This window comes from Lentisphaera profundi, from assembly GCF_028728065.1.
Classification (GTDB): domain Bacteria; phylum Verrucomicrobiota; class Lentisphaeria; order Lentisphaerales; family Lentisphaeraceae; genus Lentisphaera; species Lentisphaera profundi.
The window spans coordinates 182,227-205,732 of the sequence record NZ_CP117811.1 but is presented as its reverse complement, the minus strand read 5'-3'; the positions used below and the strand labels follow the sequence as shown (position 1 = coordinate 205,732).

Below are 23,506 nucleotides of genomic sequence, written 5' to 3'. Positions count from 1 at the left end.
CTCATACACACTTAGAAGTAGCCAGAAAATCACTTTTTCATGAAGTAGATAATAAGCTCATATCTGAAACCGTAAGTAAAACTATTTCAATGCAAAGGATTTCGAACGCAGAAGCTCAATCAATATATCGCGCATCAACCAACCGTGCTTAGCTGTTTTTGCGATGATCGCATCAACTGCCTGGCGGTCGGCACGCGTCAGTTCCCGCCCGAGTGCAAAGGACATGAGTTCACTACAAAAGCTTTTCGCTAAATCTTGCTCTTTTGATTTCAAGTAAGTTTTCAAGCCCCTCATACCTTCAATTTCTTGACCATCATAATTTTTTCCATGATCTTGAATATCGAAATTTTGTTTTCCCATACTCTTGCGGATTTTTCTCGAAATACCCGAGCCATAATCCTTACGATACAAGCCAATGGGGTCGAAGTGCTCGAGACTTAAGCCTAGGGGGTCAATCTTGCGGTGACAAGAATTACAGTCAGGATTCAGACTATGCTTGAGTAGAATATCTTTCACTGTACTCGCACCTCGAGTATCATTATCTAAAGCCATGACATCATCTGGAGCAGGCGGAGGTCGATCACCCAAAAATTTATCGAGCAACCAAATACCGCGCATGATCGGTGAAGTTTCGACTCCATTAGAAGTGGTGGTCAGTAAAGTCCCCTGTCCAATTAAACCACCCCTTTCAGAATCGGAAGGAAGCTTTACTTTTTGAAACTTTTCTCCCAAGTCCTCGCTCGGCAAAGAGTAAATTTCCGCTAGGTTCTTATTTAAAAAAGTATAATCCGTATCGACTAAATCGGAAACGGGTCGATTCTCCTTGAGTAGATGGGACATAAATAGGAAAGTCTGCTTTTGGTAAAGGTCCCTCATATTTTTTTCATAATACTTCTTATAACGCGTCGGATCTGGTGCCATCTCATCCATGTTTTCCAAATCCATCCACTGAATGGTGAAACGACGTACAAAGCGCTCAAACTGAGGCTGCTGCATCATCCAGTAAATCCCCTTGGCAAGACTCGTGGGATTTTTCTCGAGAGAACTAGAAAGCTTTATCATATTGGAAGTCGGATTGGAGCTCCACATAAAGTAAGCCAAGCGTTCCGCGAGCTGCGGGTTGCGCCCCGCTTCGGTGGGAGGTTGATTGATGAATAAGAACCTTGGGGAAACTAAAATGGTGACTAAAGTCATGCGCAAAGCTTCCAAGCGATCACTGCCCTGCTGAATCATTTGATCATAATAAGTCGAGAACTTGCTAAACTGCTCTTTGCTTGCTCGGCCCCGATAAGCGCGAATCATAAATCTCTTGATTACTTCCTTACTTTTCTCATCATCTTTGAGTGAGTAATCGCCTCCAAAGTAATGATTAATCGTTGGAGTCGGCCACTTATCTAGTATGGGACCTTTAATTTTTATACCGTGCAGACGAATACCCGGACCGGGATAACCCCTATCATTTTTCACTAAATTTTGTGAAAAAGCTCGCTTTATCGTTCCAAAGTTAGGACCTGAACCAAATTCAAAATGTATTCTATGACCTTTCTCTAGATAGATTTTTTTTCTGTAAGTTTTTCTTTTAGCTCCTATGGCGATGTGATCAATAGAGAAATATGAAGGATTTAAGCCCGGTAGGACTTCAGTCTTATGCCCCAAAAAGTGAAGCTCATGATAATTATTTTGTCTATATTTTTCAGTGATTTTATCAAATGCCTTTATGCCCGTCGGTTTAATTCCCTTGGCTTCGGCATCCACCTCAAACTCATAATAACCATCCTTTTCCACAGTCCATTTCACCTGTGCTATAGAGCTATGCCAGCGGTAGCGAAGTTCCAACCATTGCTCGCCTTCTCTTATGCCCTGATGACCTCCCATTTTTATTTTATCCATAGTAAAATCATGAGTCTTCAGCTCTGGCTTCTCGCCGGGATCAATCCTATAATAAACCGCCCCCAATGCCCCATCTACAAATTCGTTGATTGCCTCCACAGAAAAGATTTGATCCTTTGAATGAGTATCATATTTTGTGGCTACGGCTAATTTGGGGATGTAACGACCCGGATCTAAAAACTTATTATTGATATCAAGCAGGTCACTAACTGTGAGCTTAAACTCTTCGCCAGTCATTAAACGCGGCTGAGGCTTGAGCATTTTAAACTTTAAACGCGCCAGTTGCTGATTCAAATAAGTGAGTAAGTAATCACGATCCTCAAGCCCCAAAGCGGGTTCTTCTTCTGGCGGCATTTCTTCTAAGTGCACCGCATCTAAGATCTCATACCATTTCTCGGCCTCTGCTTCACTACTGATGGGCCATTGAATATTATCTAAACGAAGGTCACCTTTCGTTTTTTTGGCATTATGGCACTCAATACACGATTTTTTGAATATCCCTTGAATGCGACTATCCATCGCGAAACTGGATAAGCTAAAGAATAAAATAAATCTAAATAAGATCATTAATATTCCCCTTGCTACTTCCAAATTTATCCACATTCACGTCGAGCTTATTGAGTATACTCACGTATACATCTGAAAGATTGCGATCTTTCAGATCCAAAACGCCCGCAGGTTTCAAGAGTCCACCCGATAAAATCACGGGAAGACGTCGATTACTGTGATTATTGGCATCGCCCATGCCACTGCCATAAATCATGGCACTGCGCTCATAAAGACTAGAACCATCAGCCGCCTTAGTGTTTTTCATCTTGCTCATAAAATCGTTAAAGCACTTCATATTATGGCTATCAATTAGATACAACTGATTAAGCCGCTCAGGCTGATTGCCGTGATGCGTTAAACTGTGATAACCAATATTCACTCCATCAATGGGCACCGCGGAAGGGTTCGCAGGTATACCTAGGGTAATCACACGCGTTTGGTCCGTCATGAAGGCCAAACGGATCAACTCATAATACTCTTTTAAATTAGTGGCATTGCTTATCGGATCCCTAGGGATCTTATAATCTACTTTAGGCTTGGGCACATCTATCCAACTTTTTGAAGTTGTGATTCTCTTTTCAACGCCGCGCACGCCATCCATATATTCATCGATGATCTCAGCATCTCGCTTGGTTCCAAAGCGCTTCATTGTACCCGCCTGCTGAAAGACAAAATCCATGACTGAGCTTTTATTTGCTAGAATTTTTCTTCTTAATTCACGACCCTTCTTACTGGGTTCAACAAAGAGGCTTTCGTAAATGCTCTCTAATTTATAATTATTCCGTAAGGGTTCGCCCTTTTGATTCCAAGATTGCGACATGCCTCCCGCTCCACCCATGGCTAATTGTAGAGACTGAAAGCGGGTATTGGGATTCGTTTCATTCACGAATTTTTGATCAATGGAAATATTTTTGTCACGTAAGTCTTTAGCTTTCCCCACCATATTGCCACTCAAAAAACCATGCACGGCACCATGGCCTCCCTTGTAGGGGTGCTGCGTATTTAATAGCACGCTAATATCAGCTTCATTATCTTTTAAAGCAGCCAAAACTTTACTTGAGCAAGGATCATTATCTTGCGGAAAAAAATGCCCTGGATGAACACCAAAATTTAATGATACACAAAAAAGATTTTTTATCCTATGATCGTTTTCCCCGGCCTCACTCTCAAGTCGCGGAAGCAGGAGGCTCACCCCTGCTGCTTTCAAAAAACTTCGTCTATTAAAATCCACATCAAACCCTTTTTTTACGTCTCTAAGTAAAAGTAATACAAAGCTAAATCAGAATTCTTTGAGCAAAGTTTGAATTTCCTCAAAATTTGTGTGAAATGTTTTTATCCAGACTTCATAAATATAAACATCATATATTATAAGTTTTAAACTTTGGTCATGATTTTTTTAAAAGCCTCCAAAGATCTCCTATTACTAGATGTTCTCCTCTCTAAATAACCATATAGAGGATGACAAATGAATACAAAACTTGTAAAAAATAACTATTTTACGCTAATAGAGATACTCGTAGTCGTCGCCATTATTGGCATCCTTGCGAGTCTACTCTTACCCGCACTTGGTCAAGCACGTAAAAAATCAAAGCTTGCCTTATGTACTTCAAATATCAGGCAAATCAGCACGGCCCTTTATATGTACACCACTGATAATGATAGTTATTTACCTTACTCTCATAACGTCACCAATGGCAACTCCTCCTAGGATGACAAGCTAGGAGTCTACGATTATGATGGTCGCGGCCTAGATGAGTCTGCCTTTGGTTCTGAGTCTTCAAATAGTTCCAGCATCTATGGTTGCTCAGCCACTGAAGTCACATTACAAAACGCGAGTCGTTCATTGCGTTCTTATTCTTTAAACTATGGGAAAAATGGTAATAGCAAGGGCAAATTCCGAGGCTTTATGAATGGCGATGCTTGGTCCATGAAGATCACTGAAATCGATAATTCTGGCAATACCATAATGATCACTGAAAACCACAAAGAGGGTAATTACCTCAGTGTTGGTAATAACGGCCATACCAACAACAACTTCATCAAAGACCAATACGGCAATACTAAATTTTGGGCTCACGATTATGCCAAACTCAATTTCGGGACCATCAGTGGTTCTACTAATTTCATGTCTCTTCAGCAAACCTATCTTGGATTGCGTGATGCTTCAGCTAATGGAAACCAAAAAGGCACCATGTGGGATTGCCAGGATTAAGAATACTCTTTTTCCAAATTTCACTGATTGATCCACCTTACGCCGTGAAGTGAGTGCGAAGCACTAAAGTCGCCTGGTCCAGGACTGGCAAGTCCTTGCTGGAGAGCTCGAGAGGACAGAGTCCTCTCGTGTGCGGAGCACCAATAAAATATTTTGCGGCGCCATCTACCTAATCGTGTTAAATTAATAAGCGCCCGCAGGGGCTCCCCGCATCCCGCTGATATGCGATAGATTACCATTACAAACTTTAGCTCCCTATCCTCTTCATTAGCATTTTCAAACGATCTTTAGCTCCTGGTGCCACTTTGTCATTGTGGCGTATCTTATCCAGATTGTGGCTCTGAAGCGGATCGTATTTGAGCCCGTAATACTTTTTATCGTTGTAATAAATATAGCTCCAGTCACGAATCATCTTTTCATTTCGACTCTGGCTAAAAATCCAGCTACGCTTTTCAAGAGGATTTAAATCTCCACTCAGAGTTTGAACAAAGGAACGTCCATCTATTTTATGATTAGAAATGCGAAGTCCGCAAAGATCTTTCATGGTCGAGAAAAAGTCACTTGAATCAACTAAGTCACGTGTATAAAAACCATTTTTGGGGATTAAAAATGGTGCCGAAATAATAAGCGGTGCGGCAACTCCCAAATTACTAACTCGCTTGCTATTGTTCCTGACCTCTCCGGGGGCTTTCACTCCACTTGGACGCTTAGAACTAACAAAATTAAACTCCCCAGGCTGATGTGAAGCACCATCAGCAGTAAAAATAAAAATGGTTTTCTTATAAAGGCGTTTATTGATTAAATTTAACTGCAGTTGTCCCACAAAAGTATCGAGATCTTTCACCGAAGCCGCAAAACCCTTAGTCATATTGAGGGGATAATTGACATACATCACCAATGGCTTTGCAGAGTTGTCACTGAGGAAATTCATAAATGAACTTGGCTGATTCTCCTGTACTTTAAAACCAAAGGACTCAGAACTTAAACGATTATCAAAGGGCCAGCGTCCAAAAAATGCACACTGCCAACCTTTGGCCGCAAGGCGTGCTGTCCAAGTCTTCTCGGGAGTAAAATCGCCCGTACTTGAAGCTTGATTATAAATACCATGTCTGAAAGGATATTGACCACTTAAAATACTGGCATGTGTCGATGCGGCTTCAGGCTGCATCCAAGCTGTTTTAAATAAAAGTCCATTTTCAGCGAGGCGCTCGATATTCGGAGTCGCCTCTTTACCCTTGTAGGCTCTGAGCCAATCTGTACTTATTCCTTCTGCACAAACAAAAACTATATTGGGACGAGCCACTTTAGGGATATAGGCGGGAGTCTCTAAACGGGGAATAAGTGCTTGAGAAGACACCATCTCCGCTTCATTCACACTTTCACTAAGTGATTTTTTAGACTCTGTTTTAGATGAATCCTGCTCATTTGAAGTACCCGCATTTTCACTCAGTCCTTGCTTTTGAAAACTGGAATAGTTTTGCCAAATAAACCAGCCACCTAGTCCTAATCCTAGCAAAAGTATTGTCGCTATAATAGGGATCGATTTGGAGCTTTTCTTTTGCTGTCGAACCACTCTCGTGCTACGACTCTTCACTTTTTTGGATTTGATTCGCGCTTTTTTCGGGGCTTTTTTTACTGGCTCATTGACGGGCTCATAATCTGGCTCAGCAAGTTCTAGCTCTTCTGAGTTCCCTGCTGAAAAAACATCTTCCAAAGATGGTGTATCACCATCTGGGTCCTGCTCTGACTCTGCTACGCAGCCCGTTTCTCCTTTTCCCAAGAGCTGATTTAACATATCCTGATGGGGAACTTCATTTACTGCGAAGCAATAAGGACAGCTGAGTTCTCCCCCAAAGGCTGATACTCAATGCGCAGTTTACTTTCGCATTCACGACATTTAAGTAAAATGCGATTGGCCGCTTCATCATATGCAATTAGCTCACTCATTTGCTCAGGAAAACCTCACTCAAAATAATTAATTTAAGCAAATCTCTCAATCCAAAATCCTCTTTTTTCGCCCTCAGAACAATCGCATCTATACTCTTGCGATCGGTAAAGACCATCTTGCGCCCCACGGCGTAAGTTAAAAGCTTTTCCGTTAGGCAACGCGTGAACATATCGGGTTTAGATTTTATATATTCTTTTACGCCTGCAAGGCCTTCAAAGTTCACCCCATCATGGCTCTCCACAGTAAGATTTATTTTATTTTTATTCTTTGACTTATGACCGTAAGATTCGCGATAGCGACCTAAGTAATCATAGCCTTCCATTGCGAGCCCAAAGGGGTCCATCTTTTTGTGACATTCATTGCAGCTAAAATTTTCTCTATGTTTAGCCAGTAAATCTCTTACTGTTTGAGTACCCGAAGTATCCGGGGCAATTTCCGGTACATCTGGAGGCGGTGGCGGTGGCGGCGTACCCATAATATTTTCCAAAATCCATACGCCGCGAGTTACGGGTAAAGATTCGACTCCATTGCCCGTCACAGTTAAAACACTCGCCTGCCCCATGAGCCCACCCCTTTCTGGGTGCTCATTTAGTTGTACTTTTCGAAATTCATTTCCTATCACTCCAGGCACACCATAAAGTTTAGCAAGGCCCTCATTAAGAAAAGTATAATCTGCATCAAGTAAATTTTGTAGAGGACCATTTTTATCAAGAAGATCCTTAGTGAATAAGTAAGTTTCCTCTGCCATAGCTTGCTCTAAATCATACTGATAATATATCTTATCTTTTTTATGACTCGGGGGCATATCGCCCAAAGTTTCTAACCATAACCACTGAGCTAAAAAATCTTCTAGGAAGCCCTTAGCACGTGGGTCTTTGAGCATGCGCTCCAATTCAGTTAAACGAACTTTCGGATCTCGAAGCTTGCCGTTCTCAGCAAGCTTCAACAATTCCTCATCAGGAGACGATTTCCACAGGAAGTATGCCATCCTCACGGCGAGTTCACGTCCACTAAGGCGTGATTTCGAGCTGCTTGCAGGAGCCTCTGCCATATAGAGAAACTGCGGCGAACTCAACATTGTTTTAATACCCGCTTTGGCTGCAGCCCAAATATTAGCTCCATTTTCCAACTCTTTTTTTGCCCTGCGTAAGTAGGCAGGATTTTTATTGGCCTTATCAGCTCGGTAGACTTTATAAGCCAAGTTATTTAAACTCTTTTCAAGGGATGGATAAGTCGAGTTTGTACTCAAGGAGCCAAAATACTTATCAAAAACGGGCAAAGGCCATTCATCGTAAAAAGGGCCCTCTATATGAAATTCTTTAATCTGCATTTCCGGTCCTGCACCGAAATACATTTGCGTGGGATTTTTATGTCCCGCTAGTGCCTCTGGGTGATATTTGTGGAGGACCTTGCGAGTGATTCTTTTCACGGATCCATTGGGTCCATTGAGCCATTGAATTTTGATTTTACTGCCACGGCGTAATTCGGTTGTGATATTAATTTCCCCAAGTTTTTCATCGGAAATATCAAATTCACCTAATTTTTGTGTGAAGGGTGAACTGCCCGTCATTTTATAGGCGGTCACGGCGAGTCGTGCAGGCTCAGATGAATTATAACGCAAATCTTTTGAAGGAATTAAATTTTTCAAGCGATTGAGCATCAGGGCTTTAATTTTAATATTATAACGTCCGTCATTTGAAGCTTCCCAGTGACGTTTCCCGCTTCTTATAATTAGGCTACCATTTTGTATGAAATTTATATAAAAGTATTTCCCTAATTCTTTCGAGGCCTCAGCTCGGAGTTCAGGAGTCAGGCTCAAGCGCTGGACTTCAGGTCGAGGCCCTGGTTGAATGACGCGTTCCGCTATAACTTCCCCTGCCAATAAAGCTTCACTCATTAAATATTCACTCATGATCAATGCTCCACCAATATTATCAAACCCCTCCTCTTCATTTTCATCGGGAAAGCCCATTGCAGGATCATATAATTCTGTATTTATATCAAATATATCTCTAATACTATTGCGGTATTCAGTCTTATTTAAACGACGAATCACCACACGCCCATTGGCACTCTTATTGACTTTCTCTTTAGCTTTCTGCAAATTGTTTGTGAGCCAAACGATAACCTGCTTTAATTCCTTTTCAGAAGGTTGCTTATCTGCTTTTTTAGGAGGCATTTCAGATAAATTTAAAATATCCAAAATTTCTTGCAATGATTCTGCACTATGGGCATTACTAAAGTCTATCCTCAAACGATCAAAGCGACGATCCCCCTTTTGTTTAGAAGCATTATGGCATTCCAGGCAATAAGATCTCATAAATGAGCGAAAATCTGCTAAGGCTGAACTGCTGCATATGAGCGCGAATAAAAATAATTTTAACTTCATTTTTAGCTCAGCAAATGATTTAGATTGCCACGACTGGTGGCAAATGAATTTTCGCGTATCCCAAAATAATTCAGACAAGTCACATAAAGATTGCTAATTACACCATCTTTTGTTCCTTTGAGTGCATGATGCTTTCCATGCTTAAGACGACCGCCTGCAAAAAGTATAGAATTATTTTTACTTGAATGATTACTGGCATCAGACATGCCACTGCCAAACATCAGCAAGGTTGTATCGAGTAAAGGACGTCCTTCGCCATCTTTCATCTTTTTCAATTTATCTATAAACTTAGCCATTTGCTGATAGCGCCATTGATCAATAAGGCTGAGTTGATCCACCCGTTCAGGGCGGTGCCCATGATGCGTCAGGGTGTGGTAGGCCGTATTCACACCCTCTACGGGTAAAAAACCATTGCCCCCCGGCATCTGGAAAGTAATAAAACGCGTCGAATCTGTTTGCAGTGCCAAAGCCATGATATCCAAAAATAAATCATTGCGATGCGGTGGCTCATCCATCTCTTGTGCTTGTTCAAAAGGCTTATACTCCGTCTTTGGCTTATCTTTGTACAACCATTGTTTTTCCTGGTGAAGACGTTTTTCCGTCTCTCTTAAACTCGTCAGGTATTCTTCAAATTTTTCACGGTCAGTTTTATCTAGGCCCTTTCCAAGAAATTTTGCATCATCGACTAAGTCATCTAAAATACTCAAATCTTGATTGAGAGACTGCTCACGTTTTTTTATTTCTTTGGGATTATCCTGTTGAAAAACTTGGGCGAATAACTTCTCAGGACTCGTTATCGTGGGTACTGCCACACCCTTATTGTTGAAAGTTACCGGTGAGCCATTTCCCACTGTGAGCAGTGGAAAGCGAGTATCCCTCCCAAATTTATCTGCTAGATACATATCCAAAGTCAGCATCTTTTTAAGGTCGCCTCCACACAAACTTTTTTTCATGCCATTTAATAAAGTAGACGTTGCCGCATGTCCTCCACCCACCATCGGGTGATCGATACCGGAAAAGATAGAAAACTCCCTGCGGTGCGCATTTAAGCACTGAGCATATTTGGGAAGTTGGCTCAAAGGGCCTGTTTTCTCTGGAATAAGACTGGAACGATGAATGCCGTATTCAGGGGCGATGCAGACAAAACGCTTGGTCACCGCAGAACTTGCTTTCTTTTTGCCCGCTGCACATTCTAATGAAGCCATAAAAGGCAAAGGAATTAAAGCTCCTGATCCCGCTAAAAAACGACGACGGTTAATTTCATGAGTACGGTTATACATAAATATTCCTTATTTAAAAGCCTTAAGACCTAAAAGTAGCTACAGATCGAAACCAGGTCTTTGGACCCGTCCTTAGCTTTTAATTCAAATAAACCGGAAATTTATGTACTTTTGATTTTTTTAAGGCTCACCGAGCTCTTTTTGTGTCCATTTAATCCACTGAGGCAAAGCCTTGAGCTCAGCTTTTATAAACTGTCCTTCCTCAACGATCAAACGCTCAAGTGTTTTGAATTGTGCCAAGGCTTTCAAGTCTTTGGCTTTCGTTCCCCGCAGGTCTAGTTTAACCAAGGGTAAATCAAAGAGCTGACTCAATTGCTTAAATTCCGTATCTTTAAATACTAAAACTTTGGGTTCCAATAACCATAAAATTGAACGGCGCTTACCACTCGGATTTCTTTCAAAACGAAGATAATTAATTCGACCCGATAGCTCTAATTCGCGCAATTCAGCATTAAATTTAAAACCAATTTTTTTATTCGGGTGCCACATTTCTACCAAAAGTCTAGTGATCGCAATCTTATCTTCTTCGGTCCTTGCGTTCGCATGATGATCGTAGCTCACCATCTGATCCATCAAACTACGATAATGAGTCCTTGGTTGCAGTTGCCCCAAGTCCTTCAGTACTTTTAAGAAATTATTAATAGAGCTTTTGCGCTCTTTCCCGAGCGATTCACGACAGATTTTTTTGAGTTTATCGACATCTTTTATATGGTCGAAACAAGTCATTGCATCGCGATAGCGCTGCATGATAAATAATAAATGCGCTTTCTGCTTCCAGGCCATTTTTGCATTGCTATTTAAACTTATAGCACGATCGAGATAGAGTAGTGTCTCCCTATGTAAACGATCATTGTGCAATTCCCAAAAATTCATATTATCACTAATAAATACACTCTGGCTAACGAGATCATTGACATACTCTATATTCAATTTTTCGAGCTGTTTTTTTTCCTCGATCAGTAATTGCGCATCTTTTTCAGACTGCTTTTTTGCGGATTCCGCAACGAGGAAATTCTGCTCCGCCTCTGCCCTTGCTAAGCCCTCTTTTTCTTTTGCCAATTGCGCATTATCACGCTCTTCCAAGGCAATTGCTCGCTCTTGAGCAATTCGATCAACAAAAACATAAAGTCCCGAAACACTCAACACACAAAAGCATACCAGAAAATAACAAAGCGTCTTATGTCTTTTAAAAAGTAGTGCTAAGAGACGTAAGGCACCCGCTTTTTCCGCTTCAGTTGCAAAGCCCTCTCGATATTTGCGCAAATCGCAAAGCAACTGATCAACCGAAAAATAGCGCTCTTCAGGAATGGCTTTCATCGCTTTATCCACAATCGCCCCTAAGCCATGAGCCAAAGACTTATTAAGTTCTGTTACCGGAGTGTAAATCCCTTTCACCGTTTTCTTCAAAAGAAATTCAACCTCGCCTCGAAATGCTTCCCTACCCGCACATATCCTATAAAGAATACAGCCAAGAGCAAAGATATCGGTCTGCTGTGTTTTTGCCTCCCCGGTGATTTGCTCTGGTGCCATGTAACCCGGCGTGCCTTTTATCACACCATGCAGGGTCATATTATTGAGCACATCAGGATCTAATAAATTATCCACCGCAAGATCATTTTTCTGACCCAGAATTTTACTGAGTCCCCAATCACAAAGCAAGACTTCACCAAAATCACCGACTTGAATATTATCTGGTTTCAAATCTAAATGAACCACTGCTTTAGAATGGGCATAATCAATTGCGTTACAGACTTTTTGGAAAATATCCAAAAGCTCATTGAGCCCATACTTCTCCAAGTAGAGTGCATCACCCGCTTCTCTTTTTTTGAGAATAACTTCTAAATTATCCCCCTGTTTTAAATCCATAGTGAAATAGGGGTGATTATGCTCATCTAAGCCAATTTCATGTATATTCATGATATTTGGGTGATCGAGCAATGCGGTTAATCTGGCTTCTCTTAAAAAATCTTCATACAGTCGTGAATCTTGCTTTTTAAGCAATTCTGCAATGGCGACAAAACGATTCGCTCGCTGATCAAACACACGACTAATCTGCTTCATCCCACCACGGGCTAAATCTGATTTCTGAGTGTAATCTTCCGCTAAATTACGCAATTCAGAAAAAATAATCCCTTCATGAACTTCTTCTTCGTCATCTTCAAATAAGTTCATCAAGCGTTCATCACGTCGATCGACTGCTTTCTGACTAAGCTCACTAATCTGGCGGCGTTTATCCAATTAAAATTCCAATTCCTTACGAATCAATTTAATTTCTTCTCGCAGGCGATTTTTTACTCTTTCGCCCATTTTGTAGACACTGCTAGAGCCGAGGTCCAGTTCTTCGGCAATCTGACCCACAGGGATATTATCTAACATGCGATCAAAAACCATAAGTGCTTTCTCTGAAAAGTGATCTTTTATACGTTCCATCGCTAATGTCCTCGCGTAAAGCTCCCACTCACGATGAATAAAAAGATCTAATTCATCTCCATTCTCCGCATAAAGCATTTCACGCATTGAGGGATCCGAAATCAAATCTTCACGTTTTTGACGACGAGATTTTTTATCTAAATAATTGATGAAGGTATTGCGTATGACCGTACCCAACCAAGTACGAAATTTACTTTTCTCGACATCATAAGTCTTTAACTTTTCCCAAAGTTTTAGCAGGATATCTTGTACTAAATCTGGATGATCTTCATGATTATAACACATGCGGCGCAAAACCATATAGATGAAGTTTTCGTAGTAAGCCACAAAGTCTTCCCAGGCTCGTTCATCATCGGGGTTCTGTACTCGTTGAAGCAGTGTTTGGCGGGTCACATAGGGATCAGTCATAATCATTGTCCTCGGTAGTCAGTTATTAAATACTACATTCTCCAAAACTTTTTTTAACTGATAATAGGAGAAATAAGTCTTTCCCATACACTAATGATATCCAAAAACGGCCACACTCACTGTAAATATAATTACGTTCCTGGTCAACGTTACGCTAGAACTTTTGATGATTTTTTAGGAAATGGCTACGATGGTAGAAACCTAACTGATACTCAAATGAAGAATAATTACCCAGGTTCACCTGCACCTCTCTATCAATGCCCGACCGACAAAAGTAACAAAAATGATCCAAATATACTCCGCTCTTACAGTATGATTCAGGGAGTTTTAAATGGAAACCAAGCCTCTAAACGTGGCATGGTTGTCGAAGGTAGTGGAGCGACTATGCCATTAAGCAATGTCAAATTCCCTACAACAACGATTATGACGGGAGAATTTCATTACTGGAAGAACCGCCTCGGGCGCCAGAGCTTTGGCGTTATGCGAGCACAAGACGTACAGACATTCACAAGCAACGGCAACCTCACTTGGAGTCATGAGCAATTTAAATTTAATTATCTTTTTGCCGATGGCTCGGCTAAAGGAACTCACTATATGTCCACATATTTAGATACAGGCAAAGATCCTTGGAGCAACAATAACACCATGTGGGATGCCCAACGCTAAAAGCAATTTCTTAATTAAGACTAAGAAATACAATTTAATTATCTTTTTTATATAAAAAAATTCTCCACAGATCCAAATCATCTTTTTCATTCTGTAGCCTTTTATATAGCTTAAAAAAAAATGCTAGATAAACCTTTATGAGAGAGCGCATATGACAAGTAACAAAAAGAAACAGAATTTTTCCTTAATCGAGCTACTCGTAATCGTTGCCATCATCGGCATACTCGCGAGCCTTCTTTTACCAAGCCTAAGTAAAGCACGTAAGCGCGCCAAAATCACCGTATGCAAAAATAACCAAAAACAAATAATTACTGCAATTTTCATGTACGCAGAAGATAACAAAGGCCACCTGCCTGGACACTTCAATCGCATCACCTACGATAAATTCCTCGGCACAGGTTATGACGGCCGCACATCCAACACCGATGGAAAACTCTACTCATGTCCTACTGATGAAACTGATACTGGCACCAACCGTAACCGCTCCTACAGCGCTATTCAGGGTATACTCAGTGGCAGACAAAGCAGTAAACGCGGAGCCATCGATGAAGGCTCGGGCGAAAGCCTAACACTTAGCGATTTCACTTACCCTTCTGATACAATTATCATCACTGAGCGGCACAATCCAGGCAATACAATTGGAAAATGGAACTCCGCCATGATGAAAATGAATGTCATTCAAAGAGGCACCGTGAATGGAGATTATCCCTGGAGTCATGGCAAGTTTAAATTCAACCATATATTTCCCGATGGTTCAGTTCGAGCTATACCACACGCCACCACCTATGCTGGTAGCGGTGTAGACCCTTGGAGCAATGCATCAATGTTCAACACAATGTGGGATAGCTTGCGCTAATAACTCTATAAATTAAAACTGGAATCGCCAAGCACCTGCTTGGCACAAACAAAACTCTATAAATCAACACTGGGATCGCCAAGCACCTGCTTGGCACAAATAAATCTCTATAAATTAAAGGTCTAATATGAAAATAAACTCCATCATCCTCACGGCACTTGCTGGCTTCGCAAGTACATTAACACCCCTTGCGAAAGCCGCTGATAAGAAACCCAATATCGTCCTTATTCTCGCCGATGATGTCGGTGCCGATATGTTCTCTTCATACGGCCAATCACATTCAGCCCAAACCCCCAATATCGATAAAATTGGCGCCGACGGCGTGCAGTTTAAAACCTGCTTCGCACCCGCCATTTGTGGACCTTCACGTGCCCTGATTATGACTGGTGTTTACGCCAATCGAACGGGAGCTTTCCGCAATGATATGTGGGCCTTTGATTCACGTGGCACACTCTTTACCAAGCAACATAGCTGGGCCAAATTACTCTCGGAAGGCGGATACAAAACTGCCGTTGCAGGTAAATGGCATTGTAGTGCTCGCGAACCCTATGAACAAGAAGTTGGTTTTGACGAGTACTGCATCTATGAAGGCCCGGATAAAATCAAGCAGCACTTTGATATCGACGTCGTAGCTCAAGGACGCCGCAAGGATGTAAAACTAGCCGACAACCGTTATTGGTACCCGTCAACAGTACAAAATGGCAAATACCTTGATGCTACTGAAAAAGATTTCGGCCCCGATCAACGCTGCGAATTCATCATGGATTTCATGGAACGCAAAGCCAAAAATAATCAGCCCTTCATGGCTTACTGGCCCATCGTCATTCCTCACGGTCCCTACTCAACGACTCCTGATAACGGCCTTGCCATGGATATCGAGCTCAAGAAGCCCGATGTCAAAGGTATGAGCAAGGAAGATAAAGAACGAATCTTGGGGGAATATAGCAAGAAGCAAAAACAACGTTTTGTCAATCTCATCCAATATATGGATAAGCTCGTGGGAAAAGTCGTACAGAAAGCTAAAGATCTCGATATCTATGATAATACCTACTTCATTTTCTGTGCCGATAATGGCACCGCATCAACCGCAAAAGATAGAGCGGTTGAGCGTGGCGTTCACGTTCCCTTTCTCGTATGTGGCCCTGGTGTTAAACAACGTGGCATGAGCGAAGAACTCACTGACTTTTCTGACGTAGCTCCTACTCTCCTCGAAATGGCTGGAGTTCCTTTTCCAAAAGATGTCCCTTTTGACGGTAAAAGCCAAGTTTCATTCTTAACTGGCAAGAGCGATACTCACCGTGAATGGATTTATGCCTATACCGGACCAGTGCAAATCTTCCGTACAAAAACTCATTTACTCGAAGCTCGCTCAGCTCTTTACGGCAAGCCCGATGGTCGCCTCTACTACACTGCTGACAAACGTTTTGGTGAAGCTTACAAACGCGTAGACAATAACCCTGAACACAGCACTGCGAAGAAAAAATTTCAAGATCTCATCACTCAGCTTCCGAATCATTTAGAACCGGACCACCCCTTTTTCTCATCTAAGTATGGCAAAAAATGGACCGCAAATAATAGCATCGAAGAGCTCGCTAGAAAACAACTCTACAACCATCCTGACTACAGGATCTACGACGAAGAAGATTAAATAGATTCTGGGAAAGCCAAGCACCTGCTTGGCTTTTTCTTCTTCTGAATACAGCAATGTTCTGGGTACACCAATCTTTCTATCTAGAGTTCTATCCCGCAGCCTTGCTGCGGGATTTTTTTTGCCACCATGAGCTACTCCTCCCTGGGTACTCCAAGTACCAGCTTGGTTTTGTTCTGGATAAGGGTAGGGAAAGCTCCTTGCGGAGCCTCCCCTCCTTCCGAACCGCACGTGCGGATCTCCCGCATACGGCTCTCCGGTCAATGTTTACTCCGAAGAGACTGAGATTCCAGTAGCCAGGCCTCTTCCAGTGAAAAGAACCCTAGCTCTACAAAGTATTTCTTGGTATATTTCCTGTTATCGATAATCCGATGTGTCCCTTTCTTGCGGTTATACTTAGCGATTATACTACGCAACCTTCTTCGAAAGAAAGCATCAACTTCGAGCATCGCCCAACGATTGGAATGTTTGAAGTACTCATACCAGCCTCTGAGGCTGGGCCTGAGATCTTTAATGATTTCTTCTATAGACTGCCAGTTGCATCGCCTCGTACGCTTTCGCACGGTTTCTTTAATTTTAGCCATACTCTGTTTTCGTGGCCACCTATTTATCCTGCCCGTTCTTTTCGAGCGTTCAAAGTGATAGCCTAGAAATTCAAAGTACTCATCCTGTTGACTCATGTCGGCAATTCGGGTTTTATCGGGGTGGAGATTCAGACCATGGGCCTTCATCCAACGCTTGATCTTGCGTAAGCCCCGCTTGGCCGATTTTGCATTATCACACATCACCAGAAAGTCATCCGCATACCTCACTATTTCAAAACCAGCCTCTGTCATCCTATGGTCGAATTCATCGAGATAAATATTGGCGAGCAGTGGGCTAATTACGCCTCCTTGCGGAGTCCCTTTCTCGGGTTCCCATTCCTTGATTCCGTCGAATATCCCTGCTTTGAGGAATGCTTCTATAAGATCTAGGATCCTGCCATCGCTTATTTTCTCTTTAACTCGTTCCATGAGTTTGTCGTGCGGTATCATATCAAAGTAACTTTGAATATCCGCATCAACGACATAGAGCTGACCCTGTGCAAGTAGGTGATGAACCCGCCGAAGCGCATCTTTGCATCCCCGTTGCGGACGAAAGCCAAAACTCTGTGCAGAGAAATCCACATCATATATCGGTTCAATAACATTCTTTAGCGCAGTCTGAACAAGCCTATCTCGCACGGTCGGTATCCCCAAAGCACGCGTTTTACCGTCTGCTTTCGGAATTTCTACCCTGCGAACGCATTGCGGCAGGTACGTCCCCGCCTGCAACTGCTCCATCAAGTGTTCAATATTGTGCTCTAGCTCTGATTCGTAACGATCCAAGCTCACCATATCCACCCCGTGACTCCCCCCGTTTACACGAACTGATTCCCAGGCTTCCATAAGATTTACTTTTTTCATTACTTTATCGATTAAGCTATACCATTTTCTACCTTCAACTCTTGTTTCAAGAGTTCCCAGCATCTGATCCGTCCAGACTGAAGTCGAGGCCCACGCACGAATTTCTTCGGCACGCCCTAACTGCTCCCATAAATGTTTAGTCGTCTCTGACAGTTGTTTCATTCCTTCAGTCTTTCCTTTTCAGTTTCATCTTCCTACTCCCCTTCGCTCTAACGGCTTTCACCGCCTTCTACGCTACTATGAGAGCTCTGACTTCTGCATGCCTTATTGCACTGCACATGCAGATCTCCCTGATTAACGTCACACAACCTTCACGGCATTCCGTCTCCAACCACCCTATAGACTTCCTCTACTGCTTTGCTACTCGCTGATATTCAGCATAGAGGATTTTCAGAACTACTTTTTTTTTTTTCATTCTGTTCCAAGCTTCGCCAAGCGTACGCAGGCTCGCCAGTACTATAAAGCCGAATCGAGTTCGTCATCCTACGGACTGCTGTTTCGCCTTACCTTGCTCCCCACCCCGCCTCACGACAACGCAGTTTGGTTCGACTACAACATAATCAGCCTTTGTTGATGAGGACTTTCACCTCACTGATTGTGTGCGCTCTCAGGCGCACGTACGCCAAGCACCAGCTTGGCTTTTTTTTACCGACCATTGAGGGTGGCAAACCTCACGGGCTTCGGGGCCGACCCCGAGTATCTATATCACTCCCGCCAAGGGCTTACTCGGCATTAGATAATGATAGTATTAAATTTTTCGACACTTCGGCCAAGCTAGTGCTTGGCGTACCCAAAATATCACTCCTACGACCGCGCCCCACTTCCTGTTTTTAAACCATAAAAGATTAGTTTCTAGTCTAATCAGGCCCTTTAGTTCTGTAATAGATAAATAAGAATTCATCTTAATTTTACTTTAGGAAAAACTATTTATGTATAAGAAATTTGCTCTCACTCTCTGTCTCGGAATCGGCTCACTCATGGCTCAGAACAAAAAGCCCAACATCCTCTATATTATGTCGGATGACCATAGTGCGGCCGCAATCGGTGCCTACTCCACGACTCTGAAGGGATTTATTGATACTCCCAACATGGATAGGCTCGCAAATGAAGGAGCCTTATTCACCAACGTTCATTGCACCAACTCACTCTGCGCGCCTAGTCGTTCCGCAATCCTCACCGGCATGTACGGCCACAAAAACGGCGTCGTCACCCTGCGCGAAGATCTCAATACCAAAGATATGCCCACCGTTCCCGGCCAACTCAAAAAAGCGGGTTATGCTACTTCAGTCATTGGTAAATGGCATATTCATGGTGATAATATGTACGGCTTCGATCACTACGAGATCACAACTTCTCAAGGCAGTTATTTTAACCCCGGCTTAGGTACTTCCGAAGGCAAAAAATCTTATAAGGGTTACTCCAGCGATGTTTACACTGATATATCACTTGATTGGCTCAAGCAGCGCGATAAAACCAAGCCTTTCATACTGATGACTCATTACAAAGCCGCTCATGGTCCCTGGGAATTTGCTCCCCGGCACAAGGATTTATTCAAAGATGTAACAATCCCTGAGCCCACCACCCTCTTTGATGACTACGCGACCCGCGATCCCAACGGCGTTCCCAAGAAACAATCACGTATCCATAATGAAGGCAGCAAGATGTCGCTCTCCTTTTGGTTTGGAAATGGCAAGAAGGGCCAAAGTGGCGAATGGCCCACCGGTACCGAAAAATTCACCGGTACAAAAGTGGAAATCGCGAAGCAGACTTACCAAAAGTATATCAAAGATTACATGCGTTGTGTCAAAGGAATTGACGAAGGTATTGGCCGTCTACTCGATTACTTAGAAGCCGAAGGCGAGCTCGATAATACCATCATTATCTACACCTCAGATCAAGGTATGTATATCGGCGAGCACGGCTTCTTTGATAAACGCCTCGGACTCAATCCGGCCGTAAAAATGCCCCTCATCATTCGTTACCCAAAGACTATTAAGGCAGGAACCAAGATTACCGAGATGGTCAATAACGTCGATTACGCCGAGAGCCTCATTGCCATGGGCGGAGGGGAAATACCTTCATCCATGCAGGGCTTCAGCTTTTGGGATCTCGCTCAAGGCAAAGAAACGAACTGGCCGCGTCAACAGACTATTTACACCTTTTACTCCAACGGTACTCCTAAGCACTACGGACTCACCACCAAAGATTATAAAATGCTCAAGTACCTCGACAAAGCTGGCAACACCATAGGCATGGACCTCTTTGATCGCCATGCCGATCCAAATGAAACTAATAGCCTCGCAAAAAACCCTGAGTATAAAGCTATTATTGCCAAGCTCGAGCAATCACTCAAAGATGAAATGAAGTCCATTTCCATGACAGATGATCACCTTCCCGGTCGATTCAACCCAACTGCGGGCAAGCCCAAAGTGAAAAAAGTGAAGAAAGTGAAGAAAGACAAAAAAGCAGCTAAATAACTAGGTCCGCCAAGCACCAGCTTGGTAAAATGAATCTGGGTACGCCAAGCACCAGCTTGGTAAAATGAATCTGGGTACGCCAAGCACCAGCTTGGCTTTTACATACACGATACTCAATTCATCCTCTGCGCTCTCAGGCGCACGTACGCCAAGTACCTGCTTGGCATATCCACTTCATTCCTCAAAAGCACTTGACCACTTCCAATTTTCAGGGGCTTTACACAAGCCCGCTTTCACTGGGTTTTCATGAATATAGTCAAGCACACTATAAAAATGCTTTTCACTACGAATATAGCGATCCCAATAATCACGCATCCAAAATCTTTTTGAATCTGCAGTGATCCCCAATTCGTATTTAGCATTATTTCGAAAAGCCCACCTTCCAGTATATGACCGCCAAGATTGAATGATTTTGGCGAGGCCAATTTTCGGTTTTAGTAAGGCATGAACATGATTGGGCATAATGCACCAGGCAATCAATTGATAACGTTCATTATCAAATCTTATTAAGGACTCTTTCATTACTTTTGCCATCTGCTGATTCTTCAGTGCACAACAACCACAGCCCATATCTAAATATTTATCAATTAAATTTCGACGCTGATAATCGAGTTTATCCACTCCTAAAATCTTCAGATCTTCTTCTAAGTTTTTTAGTATTCTTTGAGGTAAACTATCTGCCAATCGAAAGGTAATTGATTGATAAAGCTCCATAGAATCATAGTGCGGTAAATAACCACGACTATGCCAATTTACTGAGTTCATTTCCATACTAAATCTCCATTCATAGTTGCATAAGATAAAATTTCAGATTAAGCCATGCAAGATTTTTATGGATTATAAAGTGGGAATTAGATAGATAGTCATATCGGACTTTTGCCACGCTGGTGCTTGGCGTACCCATGTTTTGGGTAAGCGGGGGTTTGATGGAGCCGGACTTTTGCCACGCTGGTGCTTGGCGGACCTATGTTTTGGGCACGTTGGGGTTTGATGGAGCCGGACTTTTGCCACGCTGGTGCTTGGCGGACCTATGTTTTGGGCACGTTGGGGTTTGATGGAGCCGGACTTTTGCCACGCTGGTGCTTGGCGGACCTATGTTTTGGGCACGTTGGGGTTTGATGGAGCCGGACTTTTGCCACGTTGGTGCTTGGCGTACCTATGTTTTGGGCACGTTGGGGTTTGATGGAGCCGGACTTTTGCCACGCTGGTGCTTGGCGGACCTATGTTTTGGGCACGTTGGGGTTTGATGGAGCCGGACTTTTGCCACGTTGGTGCTTGGCGTACCCATGTTTTGGGCACGTTGGGGTTTGGTGGAGCCGGACTTTTGCCAAGCTGGTGCTTGGCGTACCCATAGATGATTTTGTTATCTTCAGGAAAGCACTCACGATAGTTAATTTTGTCCGCAATTGCCAAGCTGGTACTTGGCGCACCCATAGGTGATTTTTTTGTCCGCAATTGCCAAGCTGGTGCTTGGCGTACCCAGAAGAAATAAGTTCGAAAAATTCTAGCTTTGGTCCAATTACTTGATTTAGAACTGTAAATTTAGAGAAACAAATTCAGGTATTCATTCATGCTAAAGCCACTCATCACTTCCCTTTTATTCATTGCCTCACTGAGTTCCTTTGCGGCTGAACGCCCCAATATAGTCCTCATCCTCACCGATGATCAGGGCTATGGCGAAGTCGCCGCCCATGGCAATGAAATTATTCAGACTCCCGAGATGGATAAACTCTACCATGAGGGTGTACGTCTGGATAACTATCACGTCAATTCCATTTGCTCCCCAAGTCGTGCAGCTCTCGTCACTGGTCGTTACGCGAGTCGCGTCGGCGTCTGGCATACCCTAGGTGGACGCAATATCATTCGCAAAGATGAAAAAACCATGGCCGATCATTTTTCCACGGCTGGTTATACCACTGGCATGGTCGGTAAATGGCACCTAGGTGATAATGCGCCCTACCGCCCCGAGGATCGCGGGTTCCAAGATGTCTTCCGCATTGGCGGAGGCAGTATTGGTCAGCTCCCTGATTACTGGAAAAACAATCTCTGGGATGGTCATTACTGGCATAATGATCAATGGGTCAAAACCAAGGGCTTCTGCACTGATGTACAATTCGATTACGCGATTGATTTCATTGAAAAAAATCAGCAAAAATCCTTCTTCCTTTTTGTTTCCACCACGGCACCACATAGCCCCACTGGCGCCGACAAAAAGTACCTAGAACCCTATGAAAAAGCGGGTCTCGATAAAGGCATTTGCGCCTTCTACGGCATGGTCACCAATATCGACGATAATATCGGTCGCCTACGCAATAAGCTGCGCGAGCTCAAACTCGAAGAAAATACCATAGTCATCTTCTGTAGTGATAATGGTTCTGCCTGCGATAAAAAGGGCGATTCCTTTAACGGCGGCATGAATGGCAAAAAGGGTAGCCTCTATGATGGTGGCCACCGCGTGCCTTGCTTCCTCTACTGGCCAAAGGGCGGCTGGGTAGGCGGCAAGCAATTGGATCAACTCACGGCTCATATTGACCTTCTCCCCACTCTGCTCGCTGCTTGTGCTATCAAAGACTCTCTCGGCGTTAAATTTGATGGCATCGACCTTCAGCAGATCATTGCGAACCCCGCAAAGAAACTTTCACGCACACTTATCACCGAGAATAAAGCCAACAAGCGTGACCAGAAATTCCAACATGGCGTTATCTTGCACGATGACTGGCGCCTCATCGAGGGTGAGCAACTCTTTGATATTCAAAGTGATTTTCCCCAAAAAGAAAACGTCGCCAAAGATCATAGCGAGACAGTGAAAATGATGCGCGATAGCTATTCTGCATGGTACCAAGAAATCAAAGGTCGCTTTGACGAACTCACGCCTATTGAAATCAGCTCAGAAGAAGTTGAACTCTACTCCATGGACCTCTATCCCAATGAAACTACTGCCGAAAAGGGCAAAGTTGTTTGGAATCAAAAAGGCGTCAGTAAAGGCGAGCAATATCGTGGCTTTTGGGCCTTAGATATAAAAGAAACTGGCCAATACAAAATTAGCTTACGCCGCTGGCCTCATTACCTAAAGGCTTCACTCACGACTGATGGCGATAGTAAAACCAAAGCCCTCAGCATCAAGAGTGCGACACTTACCTATGCAGGAAAAACACTCACAACAAAGCTCAATCCACAATCTGAACAAGCTGATTTTCAAGTTGATCTTGCCGCAGGATCACAAAAACTCCAAGCTGAATTCATTGATGCTAAGGGCAAAGCTTTCAGCGCTTATTACGTCTATATTCAAAAACTCTAAGGACTTCTCC

Annotated in this window: 17 protein-coding genes; 7 read left to right on the top strand and 10 right to left on the bottom strand. The window is 43.1% G+C overall.

Features of this window, described 5'->3' with window-relative positions; genetic code table 11:
• Positions 1-81: 81 nt before the first annotated feature.
• Together PQO03_RS00795 and PQO03_RS00790 are read right to left on the bottom strand one after the other, a co-directional pair.
• The gene (locus PQO03_RS00795; RefSeq protein ID WP_274150567.1) at positions 82-2,457 is read right to left on the bottom strand and encodes a DUF1588 domain-containing protein; all 2,376 of its coding nucleotides are present in this window, start codon (positions 2,455-2,457) and stop codon (positions 82-84) included.
• Complete coding sequence (locus PQO03_RS00790; RefSeq protein WP_274150566.1) at positions 2,444-3,670, bottom strand: DUF1552 domain-containing protein; 1,227 nt, start codon at positions 3,668-3,670, stop codon at positions 2,444-2,446. The genes PQO03_RS00795 and PQO03_RS00790 overlap by 14 nt, the downstream gene beginning before the upstream one ends.
• Positions 3,671-3,904: 234 nt before the next feature.
• On the opposite strand from PQO03_RS00790, the gene PQO03_RS00785 reads away from it, so the two are divergent.
• The gene (locus PQO03_RS00785) at positions 3,905-4,147 is read left to right on the top strand and encodes a type II secretion system protein (protein ID WP_274150565.1); all 243 of its coding nucleotides are present in this window, start codon (positions 3,905-3,907) and stop codon (positions 4,145-4,147) included.
• 135 nt (positions 4,148-4,282) lie between these two features.
• Complete coding sequence (locus PQO03_RS00780) at positions 4,283-4,651, top strand: hypothetical protein (RefSeq protein WP_274150564.1); 369 nt, start codon at positions 4,283-4,285, stop codon at positions 4,649-4,651.
• A 247-nt stretch (positions 4,652-4,898) separates the two neighbouring features.
• Here the strand turns inward: PQO03_RS00780 and PQO03_RS00775 are convergent, their stop codons facing one another.
• The 6 genes from PQO03_RS00775 to PQO03_RS00750 form a co-directional block, all read right to left on the bottom strand.
• Positions 4,899-6,446, bottom strand: coding sequence for a sulfatase family protein (locus PQO03_RS00775; RefSeq protein WP_274150563.1), 1,548 nt, complete (start codon positions 6,444-6,446; stop codon positions 4,899-4,901).
• A 20-nt stretch (positions 6,447-6,466) separates the two neighbouring features.
• A complete protein-coding gene (locus PQO03_RS00770; protein WP_274150562.1) occupies positions 6,467-6,598 on the bottom strand; it encodes a hypothetical protein in 132 nt (43 codons plus the stop codon).
• Positions 6,595-8,988 carry a DUF1592 domain-containing protein gene (locus tag PQO03_RS00765; protein WP_274150561.1) on the bottom strand — a complete coding sequence of 798 codons (2,394 nt, stop codon included), beginning with the start codon at positions 8,986-8,988 and terminating at the stop codon, positions 6,595-6,597. Before PQO03_RS00765 ends, PQO03_RS00770 begins: the two co-directional genes overlap by 4 nt.
• Before the next feature lie 2 nt (positions 8,989-8,990).
• Positions 8,991-10,268: a DUF1552 domain-containing protein gene (locus PQO03_RS00760; RefSeq protein ID WP_274150560.1), complete on the bottom strand. Its 1,278-nt coding sequence runs from the start codon at positions 10,266-10,268 to the stop codon at positions 8,991-8,993.
• Between the two features lie 120 nt (positions 10,269-10,388).
• Complete coding sequence (locus PQO03_RS00755; RefSeq protein WP_274150559.1) at positions 10,389-12,506, bottom strand: serine/threonine-protein kinase; 2,118 nt, start codon at positions 12,504-12,506, stop codon at positions 10,389-10,391.
• Positions 12,507-13,106: an RNA polymerase sigma factor gene (locus PQO03_RS00750; protein WP_274150558.1), complete on the bottom strand. Its 600-nt coding sequence runs from the start codon at positions 13,104-13,106 to the stop codon at positions 12,507-12,509.
• Positions 13,107-13,199: 93 nt separating this feature from the next.
• On the opposite strand from PQO03_RS00750, the gene PQO03_RS00745 reads away from it, so the two are divergent.
• From PQO03_RS00745 to PQO03_RS00735, 3 genes are all read left to right on the top strand, one after another.
• The gene (locus tag PQO03_RS00745; protein ID WP_274150557.1) at positions 13,200-13,772 is read left to right on the top strand and encodes a hypothetical protein; all 573 of its coding nucleotides are present in this window, start codon (positions 13,200-13,202) and stop codon (positions 13,770-13,772) included.
• Positions 13,773-13,923: 151 nt separating this feature from the next.
• Positions 13,924-14,628, top strand: coding sequence for a type II secretion system protein (locus tag PQO03_RS00740; RefSeq protein WP_274150556.1), 705 nt, complete (start codon positions 13,924-13,926; stop codon positions 14,626-14,628).
• Between the two features lie 127 nt (positions 14,629-14,755).
• Positions 14,756-16,276 (top strand): sulfatase-like hydrolase/transferase, encoded by a 1,521-nt coding sequence (locus PQO03_RS00735; protein ID WP_274150555.1) that lies wholly within the window; start codon positions 14,756-14,758, stop codon positions 16,274-16,276.
• A 260-nt stretch (positions 16,277-16,536) separates the two neighbouring features.
• Here the strand turns inward: PQO03_RS00735 and ltrA are convergent, their stop codons facing one another.
• Positions 16,537-17,883 carry a group II intron reverse transcriptase/maturase gene (gene ltrA, locus PQO03_RS00730; protein ID WP_274150554.1) on the bottom strand — a complete coding sequence of 449 codons (1,347 nt, stop codon included), beginning with the start codon at positions 17,881-17,883 and terminating at the stop codon, positions 16,537-16,539.
• 767 nt (positions 17,884-18,650) lie between these two features.
• Between ltrA and PQO03_RS00725 the strand changes: the two genes are divergently transcribed.
• Complete coding sequence (locus PQO03_RS00725; protein ID WP_274150553.1) at positions 18,651-20,198, top strand: sulfatase family protein; 1,548 nt, start codon at positions 18,651-18,653, stop codon at positions 20,196-20,198.
• A gap of 174 nt (positions 20,199-20,372) precedes the next feature.
• On the opposite strand, the gene PQO03_RS00720 is transcribed toward PQO03_RS00725, so the two are convergent.
• Positions 20,373-20,969, bottom strand: coding sequence for an REP-associated tyrosine transposase (locus PQO03_RS00720; protein ID WP_274150552.1), 597 nt, complete (start codon positions 20,967-20,969; stop codon positions 20,373-20,375).
• 799 nt (positions 20,970-21,768) lie between these two features.
• Between PQO03_RS00720 and PQO03_RS00715 the strand changes: the two genes are divergently transcribed.
• On the top strand, positions 21,769-23,496 hold the full coding sequence (locus PQO03_RS00715) for an arylsulfatase (protein ID WP_274150551.1): 1,728 nt from the start codon (positions 21,769-21,771) through the stop codon (positions 23,494-23,496).
• The last annotated feature ends 10 nt before the right edge of the window (positions 23,497-23,506 follow it).

Bases quoted from the DNA above. Each gene is read 5' to 3' on its own strand.
- PQO03_RS00795 (WP_274150567.1), bottom strand. From the start codon at position 2,457: ATGATCTTATTTAGATTTATTTTATTCTTTAGCTTATCCAGTTTCGCG.
- PQO03_RS00785 (WP_274150565.1), top strand. From the start codon at position 3,905: ATGAATACAAAACTTGTAAAAAATAACTATTTTACGCTAATAGAGATA.
- PQO03_RS00775 (WP_274150563.1), bottom strand. From the start codon at position 6,446: ATGTTAAATCAGCTCTTGGGAAAAGGAGAAACGGGCTGCGTAGCAGAG.
- PQO03_RS00770 (WP_274150562.1), bottom strand. From the start codon at position 6,598: ATGAGTGAGCTAATTGCATATGATGAAGCGGCCAATCGCATTTTACTT.
- PQO03_RS00765 (WP_274150561.1), bottom strand. From the start codon at position 8,988: ATGAAGTTAAAATTATTTTTATTCGCGCTCATATGCAGCAGTTCAGCC.
- PQO03_RS00760 (WP_274150560.1), bottom strand. From the start codon at position 10,268: ATGTATAACCGTACTCATGAAATTAACCGTCGTCGTTTTTTAGCGGGA.
- PQO03_RS00750 (WP_274150558.1), bottom strand. From the start codon at position 13,106: ATGACTGATCCCTATGTGACCCGCCAAACACTGCTTCAACGAGTACAG.
- PQO03_RS00745 (WP_274150557.1), top strand. From the start codon at position 13,200: ATGATATCCAAAAACGGCCACACTCACTGTAAATATAATTACGTTCCT.
- PQO03_RS00740 (WP_274150556.1), top strand. From the start codon at position 13,924: ATGACAAGTAACAAAAAGAAACAGAATTTTTCCTTAATCGAGCTACTC.
- PQO03_RS00735 (WP_274150555.1), top strand. From the start codon at position 14,756: ATGAAAATAAACTCCATCATCCTCACGGCACTTGCTGGCTTCGCAAGT.
- ltrA (WP_274150554.1), bottom strand. From the start codon at position 17,883: ATGAAACAACTGTCAGAGACGACTAAACATTTATGGGAGCAGTTAGGG.
- PQO03_RS00725 (WP_274150553.1), top strand. From the start codon at position 18,651: ATGTATAAGAAATTTGCTCTCACTCTCTGTCTCGGAATCGGCTCACTC.
- PQO03_RS00720 (WP_274150552.1), bottom strand. From the start codon at position 20,969: ATGGAAATGAACTCAGTAAATTGGCATAGTCGTGGTTATTTACCGCAC.
- PQO03_RS00715 (WP_274150551.1), top strand. From the start codon at position 21,769: ATGCTAAAGCCACTCATCACTTCCCTTTTATTCATTGCCTCACTGAGT.